Raw genomic sequence first — 8,317 nt, 5'->3', positions numbered from 1 at the left:
CTTGTCCGGAAACAGCGGCAGCGGCCGCTTGTGCTGCTGGTCAAAGAGGCCTTCGCGGCTCAGCTTTTCCTGCAGCTGCTTGAAGCGCTCATAAAGAGCCCCCAGGCCGGCCGGTTCCATGCTTTTGGCATAAAACTGATAGCTGCCCTGGGCCTCATAAGTCGACAAACGGCCGGTCACGTAAACCTTCATCCCTTCTTCAGGTTCAAACTTAACTTTTTCAAAGTCACTGCGGAACATCACCACATTGATTTTAGACTTGTCATCCTTCAAAGAAAAGTACTGGTGACCGCCCCGGCGAAAGCGGAAATTGGACAATTCCCCCTGCAGAAAAACTTGATGAAGGTAGGGATCACGGTCAAACTTCTGCTTGACATACCAATTTAATTCGCTGACGGTCAGGTATTTTTCTTCAGCCCCGTTAATCGAGTCCATGCTGTCTCCTTGTCAGTTTAATGACTTCTTCCATCAAAAATTCCACCGTTAACGGGCCAACCCCGCCGGGAACTGGCGTGATCCAGGCGGCTTTTTCCCGAACGGCGGCAAAGTCGACGTCACCGACCAGGCGGCCGGCCTGGCGGTTGATGCCCACATCGATCACCACCGCGCCTTCTTTGACCATGTCAGCCTTGATCATTTCTGCCTTGCCGACCGCGCAGACCAGCACGTCCGCCCGCTTGGTCAGTTCAGCCAGATTGCGCGTGTGGGAGTGCAGAATCGAAACTGAGGCGTTTCTTTCTAGCATCAAGGCTGCCAGCGGCTTGCCGACGATGTTTGAACGGCCGACGATAACCGCGTTCTTGCCAGTAAGGTCAATTTGGTAGTGGTCCAAAAGCGCGATGATCCCGGCAGCCGTGGCAGGTTCAACAAAGTGCTTGCCCTCCCACAAACGACCGATATTAGCCGGCGTCAGGCAGTCGACGTCTTTTTCAGGATCGATCCGTTCAATCACGCGGTCGGCATTGATCTGCGGGGGAACCGGCAGCTGGACCATCAGGCTGGTAACTTCCGGATCGGCATTCAAGCTGTCGATCAGTTCCAGAACGTCCTCTTCCGTCTCGTCAGCCGGCAATTGGTAGACCACCTGCTTGATGCCCAGGCGGTCGGCCTTTCTTTTCTTGGAAGCCACGTAAACCTTGCTGGCCGGATCGTCGCCGATGTTGATGACGCACAGCTTGGGATTGACGCCGTGCAGTTTCAAGGAAGCCACTTCACTGGAGAGGCTTTCGCCCAGTTCGCTGGCCAGCTTTTTCCCGTCTAAAATTTCGCCCAAAATTAACTCCTTAACAAAAAAGCCGGCTGAACGCCGGCTGAAAAATTATTCTTGCACAAAGTTTGCCAATATGCCATTGATGAAGGCCTTTGCCTTCGGATCATCGAACTCATCGCACAAATTCAGTGCCTCATTGATGGCAGACCGGTCTTCGATGACCGTGCTGTAAAGCATTTCGTAAAGAGCCACTTCCAAAATCGCCAAGGTGGTCTTGCTGAGCCGCTCCAAGCGCCAGCCCTGCTTCAAGTTGGCGGAAAGCTTCTCCCGCAGTTCAGCCTGCTTGTCGATCACACCGGCAATCAATTCCTGGCTGTAAGCTGGCACGTCAGTCAAGTCCAAGGCTGACTTGACATTGCTTTCCAGTTCGCCGGCCGTCAGGCTCGGATCCTGGTTGTACAAATAAATGGCTTGCAGTGCAATTTTTCGACTATCGTGTTGATTCATTACTTATCTTCTTCTTGATCGGGGAATAATGGTTGATCAGCATCTTCAAAGTTCTTTTCATCTTCAGGGAAGACGAGACCAACGACATGAACATTAATGGACTTCAAATTCATATCCGTCATCTGCGTCAATTGCTGCTGCAAGGCTTGTTGAATCTTGCCGGCAACAGTTGGCACGTTGACGCCATATTTGAGATAGACATAAACATCGGCGGTCAGTTGAGCATCTGCATCAACAGAGACGTCGACCCCTTTGCCCCGATCTTCACGGCCAAAGACGCGGTTAAAGCCTGACTTCAAGCCGCCGCGCATGCCGGCAACGCCATCGACCTTCTGGGCTGAAATGCCTAAAATCACTTCGAGAACCTGCAAGTCGATCTTGATTTGATCGCCTTCATCATTGCCGCTTAAAACGATTGTTGAATTGTCAGCCATTTTTCCACCTCGAAAACTACTACTTAGAACGTGATACGTATGAACCGTCACTGGTGTTGATCGTCAACACGTCGCCAACATTGATAAAGAATGGCACAGTAACAACCAAGCCCGTTTCCATCGTAGCCGGCTTGCCGCCGCCTGATGAGGTATCGCCGCGGATGCCTGGTTCCGTTTCAACAACTTCCAGGTCAACCGTGTTTGGCAGGTCCAAGCCCAAAGTTTCACCGTTGTGAGAAATAATGTTCACAACCATGTTTTCCTTCAAGTACTTGGCTTCTTGGTCAATCTGCGCGTTCGGCACTTCCAATTGCTCGTAAGTTGCCGTGTCCATGAACACGTAGCTTGAGCCGTCATTGTAAAGGTATTGCATTTGGCGGGTTTGAATGTCGGCCGTTTCAACCTTGGCAGTTGAACGGAAAGTGTATTCTTGAACCGCGCCGGTCCGCAGGCTCTTCAGCTTTGAGCGAACGAAGGCACTCCCTTTACCCGGCTTAACGTGCTGGAATTCAACGATGCGCCACAGATCGTTGTTGTATTCGATCGTCAGGCCGTTCTTGAATTCGTTAACTGAAATCATTGTCATCTGGTAAATCCCCCATTTCTACATCTTAAATTGTACCAATAAACAATAAATTTTACCATAAAAATAATCTTTACAGGTGAATGAGTTCATCCTTTGGCAGAGTCGACAGGACTTCCGGCGTGTCGCCGTTGACCAGGATGTCGTCTTCAATCCGCACCCCGCCCTGCGGCAGGTAGATGCCCGGTTCAACCGTGTGCACGATCCCGTTTTCCAGAGTCGTCTGGCTGAACAGGAAGGCCGGCTGGCACATCTCGTGGATTTCCAGGCCAATTCCGTGGCCGATCCCGTGACCGAAATACTGGCCGTAGCCAGCATCGTTGATGTAGCCCCGGGCTGCCCGGTCAACGTCCTTGCCGGTCGCGCCGGCTTTGGCAGCCGCGATCCCGCGCTTTTGAGCTTCCAGGACTATCTTGTAGATCTTCTCCAGCTCATCTTCAACGCTGCCAAGAGCGTAGGTTCTGGTAATGTCGGCCGTATAACCGTTGTAAGAAGCCGCCGCGTCGATTACGACCAGTTCATGTTCCTGCATCAAGCGGTCGCTGGCCACGCCATGAGCCCAGGAAGACCGCGGACCGGATGCGATGATTGAGTCATAGCCCGGGCCGTCGCCGCCGTAAAGCTTGAAGAGATAGTCCAGCTTGGCGCCGACGTCTCTTTCCTTGGCACCCGGCTTAAGCATCGGCAGCACTTCTTCAAAGGCCCGCTGGGAAATTTCGACCGCCTTGCGCAGGGTGGCAAGTTCCAGCTCGTCTTTGACATTGCGGACCCGTTCGACGATCTCTGCCGCCATCACGAGTTCGACATCTGGCAGCTGGGCCTTGATCGCGTCATATTCGTAGGCGGAGACAAACTCAGCTTCCACCAGGAGCTTCTTGACGCCCAGCTTTTTGACTTCAGCGGCAATTTCCGCGGCTTCATGGCCGTGCTTCATCACCACTTTCAGTTCACCGACTGCCTGGGCCTCAATCTGCGGGGCAAAGCGGGAGTCGGACAAGAGAACCCGGTCACCTTTTTTAGTGATGATCAGCTGGGCTTCCTCACCAGTAAAATTGGTCAAGTAGCGGTAATTTGCCCGGTTGAAGATCAGCATGGCATCAGCGTCTTCCTGCTTGATTAGGTCGGCAGTTTCCTTGATCCGTCTGGTCAGCAGGCTTAACAATTCATTGTTCTTGCTCATAAGCACCATCCTTTTCTGCAGCTTTTAAGCTCTTGTTCATGATATTTTTATTATACAAGAGATTAGCAGCTTAAACATGCTTTGCTGCCAAAAAAGGACAAGAAAAAGCAGGCAGCTGGGCTGCCTGCTTCTTGAACGGCTTGATTATTCAGCGTCTTCTACTGGCAAAACAGAAACTTGCTTCTTGTACTTGCCAAGACGTTCGAACTTAACGACACCGTTAGTCAATGCGAACAAAGTGTCGTCGCCACCGCGGCCAACGTTCTTGCCTGGGTGGATCTTAGTACCGCGTTGACGGTAGATGATTGAGCCAGCGTGTACTTCTTGACCGTCAGCACGCTTTGCGCCCAAACGACGACCAGCTGAGTTACGACCGTTGGCAGTTGAACCACCACCCTTGTGGTGGGCGAGTAACTTTGCGTTTGAAAGAATGTTCATCATCATAGTGTTCACCTCTTACTAAGCTTCGATGCTCTTAACAGTAACCTTGGTGTAAGGTTGACGGTGACCGTACTTAGAATGTGAGTGCTTCTTTGGCTTGTACTTGAAAGTTACAACCTTCTTTTCCTTGCCTTGCTTGTCAACACTGGCAACTACCTTAGCACCTTCAACCAATGGAGTACCAACCTTAACGTCGTCGCCATTGGCTACCAGGATAACTTGGTCAAAAACAACTTCTTCGCCGGCTTGAACGTCAAGCTTTTCAACGAAGATACTTTCACCTTCGGCAACCTTGTATTGCTTGCCACCGGTCTTGATAACTGCGTACATTAGTACACCTCCGTATAAAATTACTTAGACTCGCCATCAAAGGTGCTGCCTTAAGCAGGCTTGTCAACCTTATCTGCGCGGTTGCAGAATCGAGGTATCACTCAAATTGCAACTCTGTTAGTATAGCACGCTTTGCCGGCCAAGCTCAAGTCTTTTGCCAGGCAAATTCCTGTTTTTGGCAGTTTTTTTGCTGTAAACTCAAATAGACGGATTATAAATGTAGAAAACGAGGGAAAAAACATGCCAAAATTTTACGGTTACAAGCGCTGCTCCACTTCGCGCAAGGCCCAGAAATGGTTTGACGACCGCGGCCTCAGTTATGACTTCCAGGACCTGGTGGAAACCCCGCCGGCAAAAAGCGACCTTTTGGCCTGGCTGACCAAGTACCAGGACCGGGGTCTGCGCTACTTCTTCAACACCAGCGGCCAGCACTACCGGCAGCTGGGGCTGAAGGACAAGCTGGACAGCATGAGCCTGGAGGAAGCAGCCGACCTGCTGTCCAAAGACGGCAAGCTGATCAAGCGTCCCCTGGTCGTTGACGGCCAGCACTTGACCTGCGGCTTTAAAGAAGATGTATATGAACAAACCTGGAAATAAATAAGTCCCGGACCTTTCATAAGGAAGTCCGGGACTTTTATTATTCGCCGAGAGCTTGAGCCAGGTCAGCAATCAGGTCGTCAGCGTTTTCCAGGCCGACTGACAAGCGCAGCAGGCGCGGCGTAATCCCCAGCCGCAGGCGCTGGTCTTCGGCCACGTCATCATGGGTCTGGTAATACGGAATCGTCAGCAGGCTTTCGGCTCCGCCCAAGCTTTCAGCAAAAGTGATCAGCTTGACGCTGCCCAGGACCCTTTCAACTTCGGCGTCACTGTCCAGGTAAAAGGAAATCATGCCGGCCTTGCCTGGATAAAGGACCTTTTCCACGTGCGGCGCCTTCTCAAGGAAGGCAACGATTTTTTGCGCGCTGGCCGTGTGCTGGCGCATTCTCAAAGGCAGAGTCTTCAAGCTTCTGGTCAAAAGCCAGCAGTCAAAAGCCGACATGGTGTCACCCACGGTGATCGTATATTGGAAATAAAAGTCGGCCAGCTGCGGGTCCTTGACGACCACGATCCCGCCCAAAATGTCATTGTGCCCGCCCAGGTACTTCGTCGCCGAGTGAATTACCACGTCCGCGCCCAGGGTAAGCGGCTTTTGGTAAAACGGAGTGTAAAAAGTGTTGTCGACGGCGACCAGAATATCTGGATTGTAGGCGTGCACGGCGTCGGCGACTGCCTGGATGTCAACGCTCTTCATCATCGGGTTGGACGGAGTTTCCAGCCAGACCAGCCGGGTTTTAGGAGTCAAAAGCCCGGTCAAAGCTGACAGCTGCTTGCCGTCCCAAAGCTTGAAAGCGATCTGGAAGTGGTCTTCCAGGTGGCGGAAGTAACGGAAGTCGCCGCCATAGAGGTCGTCAAGGCTGACAACCTCATCCCCGGTTTTGAGGACGCTCAAGACCAGCTGCACTGCAGCCATCCCGCTGGCCACGGCAAAGCCCTGGCAGCCCTCTTCCAGCTTGGCCAGGGTCTGCTCGACCGTCTTCCGGTTGGGCGTTTCCACTCTTGAATAGGTAAAGCCCTGCAAACGGTCAAAATTGACCGCCTGCTCCAGGTCAGGGTGCCGGTAACAGGCTGACAAATAAAGCGGCTGTGCCACCGGGTTGGCCCCGTCCTTGACGCTCCCTGCTTCAGCAACGATGGTTTCAAAAGCCAATGAATCTTTTTCCGTCATGTTTTTTCTCCGTTTCCTCAAATCCTGCTATCTTTTTGCCTTGGCAAGGGCCTGGTCAATGTCCGCGATCAAGTCAGCCGCGTCTTCGATGCCGACGGCAAAGCGGATCAAGCCCGGCTTGATGCCCGCGGCCAGCTGCTCTTTGGCCGACAGTTCCGCATGGCTCATCTTGCTCGGCAGCTCAACCAAACTTTCCACCGCGCCCAGGCTGACAGCCAGGCCAAAAATCTGCAGGCTGTTGACAAAGACCACCGGGTCATAGACCCCGTCATCCAGTTCGCAGGAGAAGACCCCGCCGGCGCCCTTGGCTTCTTTGAACAAATCCTCGTAGCCGGCCAGGTCCGGGTCGCCTGGGTAGTAGATCTTGTCGATGCCAGCCTGCTTTTTCAAAAAGCCGACGATCGCCAGCACGTTTTCCATCTGCCGGTCCAGGCGCAAGAACAAAGTCTTGATGCCCCGGGCCAGTTCATTGGCATCTTCCGGCGACAAAATCCCCCCGATGGCATTCTGCACAAAATAGACCCGGTCTGCCAGATCCGCGTCCTTGGCAATGACGGCCCCGGCACTGACATCCGAGTGCCCTGCCAAATATTTGGTCGCGCTGTGGACGACCAGGTCAGCTCCATATTCAAGCGGCCGCAAGAGGTAAGGGCTCAAAAAAGTATTGTCCACGATAGCCAAAAGCCCGTGTTCATGGGCCAGCTTGGCGATCCCGGCAACCGGCGTCACCTGCAAAAGCGGGTTGGTCACCGGTTCAAAATAAACTGCCTTGGTATTGCTCTTGATCGCGCCGGCAACAGCTTGCTGGTCGCGGGTGTCAACGGCCGTAAATTCCAGGCCCCGCTGTTGAAAGTACTGGTAAACGATGCGGAAGGTCCCGCCATAGATCTGGTCGCCAATGATGATGTGGTCCCCCGCTTCAAAAATTGCCAGGGCCGCGTGAATCGCTGCCATCCCGCTGGCAAAAACGAAGGCCCGGCTGCCGCCCTCCAGGCTGGCCAGCTGTTCTTCAACGGCATTGCGGGTCGGGTTGCCCGACCGGGAATAGTCGTATTTCACTTCCGCGCCAATCTTTGGATAGGCGAAAGTCGTTGCCTTGTAAATCGGCACCGCCACAGCCCCGGTATTGTTGTCGCCCTGCTTGGGCTGGTGAACTAATCGCGTGTTGAATCCCGCCATCTTTTCCTCCTAAATGCATTAAAAAGCCGTCTCATTATCAGCACTTTTCTTAATTTAAAATTAATTATACCCGATGCCGGCTTTTTTTCAAGCTCGCCGGCCAGCAAAAAAGGCCGCGCCGAAGCGCGACCTTTTTTAACCACCCAGGTAGGCTTTTTGAACCGCCGGGTCGTTTAAAAGCTCTTGACCGCTGCCGGACATCTTGACTTCCCCAGAAGCCAGGACATAGGCACGGCTGGCAATGCTGAGGGCCTGCCGGGCGTTCTGCTCGATCAGCAGAACCGTCATGCCCTCCTTGTTGATGCTCTTGATGATATCAAAAATTTCCTGAATATAGATCGGTGCCAGACCCATTGAAGGCTCGTCCAGCAAGAGCAGCTTCGGCCGGGCCATCAAAGCCCGGGCCATGGCCAGCATCTGCTGCTCACCACCGGAAAGGGTCGCCGCGTCCTGCTTTTGCCGCTCCTTCAGAATCGGGAAGCGCTTGAACATTGCTTCCATGTCTTTTTGCACGCCGTCTTTGTCCTTGCGGAGGTAGGCGCCCAGCTGCAGGTTTTCCTTGACCGTCATTCCGGCGAAGATGCGCCGGCCTTCAGGAACCTGGGAAACGCCGGCAGCCACGATTTTTGGCGCAGACAGCTTGGCCAGGGACTCGCCCAAAAAGACGATTTCACCGTTGGCCGGCTTC

At 53.2% G+C, this 8,317-nt stretch carries 12 protein-coding genes and 1 other annotated feature; of the genes, 1 reads left to right on the top strand and 11 read right to left on the bottom strand.

Translation table 11 applies throughout. From position 1 onward, the window contains the following. The 8 genes from lacNas_RS03750 to rplU form a co-directional block, all read right to left on the bottom strand. Positions 1–435, bottom strand: a 435-nt coding sequence (locus lacNas_RS03750; protein WP_201346606.1) for an exodeoxyribonuclease VII large subunit, incomplete at its 3' end; no start/stop codon positions are given. Continuing rightward, the gene (locus tag lacNas_RS03745) at positions 422–1,273 is read right to left on the bottom strand and encodes a bifunctional methylenetetrahydrofolate dehydrogenase/methenyltetrahydrofolate cyclohydrolase (protein WP_201331860.1); all 852 of its coding nucleotides are present in this window, start codon (positions 1,271–1,273) and stop codon (positions 422–424) included. The genes lacNas_RS03745 and lacNas_RS03750, both read right to left, overlap by 14 nt. Positions 1,274–1,318: 45 nt before the next feature. After that, the gene (gene nusB, locus lacNas_RS03740) at positions 1,319–1,717 is read right to left on the bottom strand and encodes a transcription antitermination factor NusB (protein ID WP_201331859.1); all 399 of its coding nucleotides are present in this window, start codon (positions 1,715–1,717) and stop codon (positions 1,319–1,321) included. Continuing rightward, positions 1,717–2,151: an Asp23/Gls24 family envelope stress response protein gene (locus lacNas_RS03735; RefSeq protein ID WP_201331858.1), complete on the bottom strand. Its 435-nt coding sequence runs from the start codon at positions 2,149–2,151 to the stop codon at positions 1,717–1,719. Before lacNas_RS03735 ends, nusB begins: the two co-directional genes overlap by 1 nt. 19 nt (positions 2,152–2,170) lie before the next feature. Then, positions 2,171–2,737 carry an elongation factor P gene (gene efp, locus lacNas_RS03730; RefSeq protein WP_201331857.1) on the bottom strand — a complete coding sequence of 189 codons (567 nt, stop codon included), beginning with the start codon at positions 2,735–2,737 and terminating at the stop codon, positions 2,171–2,173. Positions 2,738–2,807: 70 nt separating this feature from the next. Beyond that, positions 2,808–3,914 carry a M24 family metallopeptidase gene (locus lacNas_RS03725; protein WP_201331856.1) on the bottom strand — a complete coding sequence of 369 codons (1,107 nt, stop codon included), beginning with the start codon at positions 3,912–3,914 and terminating at the stop codon, positions 2,808–2,810. 144 nt (positions 3,915–4,058) lie between these two features. Next, positions 4,059–4,358, bottom strand: coding sequence for a 50S ribosomal protein L27 (gene rpmA / locus lacNas_RS03720; protein ID WP_201331855.1), 300 nt, complete (start codon positions 4,356–4,358; stop codon positions 4,059–4,061). A gap of 15 nt (positions 4,359–4,373) precedes the next feature. Continuing rightward, the gene (rplU, locus tag lacNas_RS03715; RefSeq protein ID WP_003618434.1) at positions 4,374–4,685 is read right to left on the bottom strand and encodes a 50S ribosomal protein L21; all 312 of its coding nucleotides are present in this window, start codon (positions 4,683–4,685) and stop codon (positions 4,374–4,376) included. 16 nt (positions 4,686–4,701) lie between these two features. After that, positions 4,702–4,778, bottom strand: a sequence feature (ribosomal protein L21 leader region). Between the two features lie 147 nt (positions 4,779–4,925). On the opposite strand from rplU, the gene lacNas_RS03710 reads away from it, so the two are divergent. Next, complete coding sequence (locus tag lacNas_RS03710; RefSeq protein WP_201331854.1) at positions 4,926–5,282, top strand: arsenate reductase family protein; 357 nt, start codon at positions 4,926–4,928, stop codon at positions 5,280–5,282. 40 nt (positions 5,283–5,322) lie between these two features. Here lacNas_RS03710 and lacNas_RS03705 read toward each other — a convergent pair whose 3' ends face one another. The 3 genes from lacNas_RS03705 to lacNas_RS03695 all read right to left on the bottom strand — a co-directional run. Then, positions 5,323–6,450, bottom strand: coding sequence for a trans-sulfuration enzyme family protein (locus lacNas_RS03705; protein WP_201331853.1), 1,128 nt, complete (start codon positions 6,448–6,450; stop codon positions 5,323–5,325). Positions 6,451–6,477: 27 nt separating this feature from the next. Next, positions 6,478–7,629, bottom strand: coding sequence for a trans-sulfuration enzyme family protein (locus lacNas_RS03700; RefSeq protein ID WP_201331852.1), 1,152 nt, complete (start codon positions 7,627–7,629; stop codon positions 6,478–6,480). 135 nt (positions 7,630–7,764) lie between these two features. Beyond that, on the bottom strand, positions 7,765–8,317 hold a 553-nt coding region (locus lacNas_RS03695), incomplete at its 5' end, for an ABC transporter ATP-binding protein (protein WP_201346605.1).

The sequence above is a fragment of the Lactobacillus nasalidis genome (assembly GCF_016587775.1).
Classification (GTDB): domain Bacteria; phylum Bacillota; class Bacilli; order Lactobacillales; family Lactobacillaceae; genus Lactobacillus; species Lactobacillus nasalidis.
Note: the sequence above shows the minus strand (reverse complement) of the source record. Positions and strands in the feature narration are given on the sequence as shown.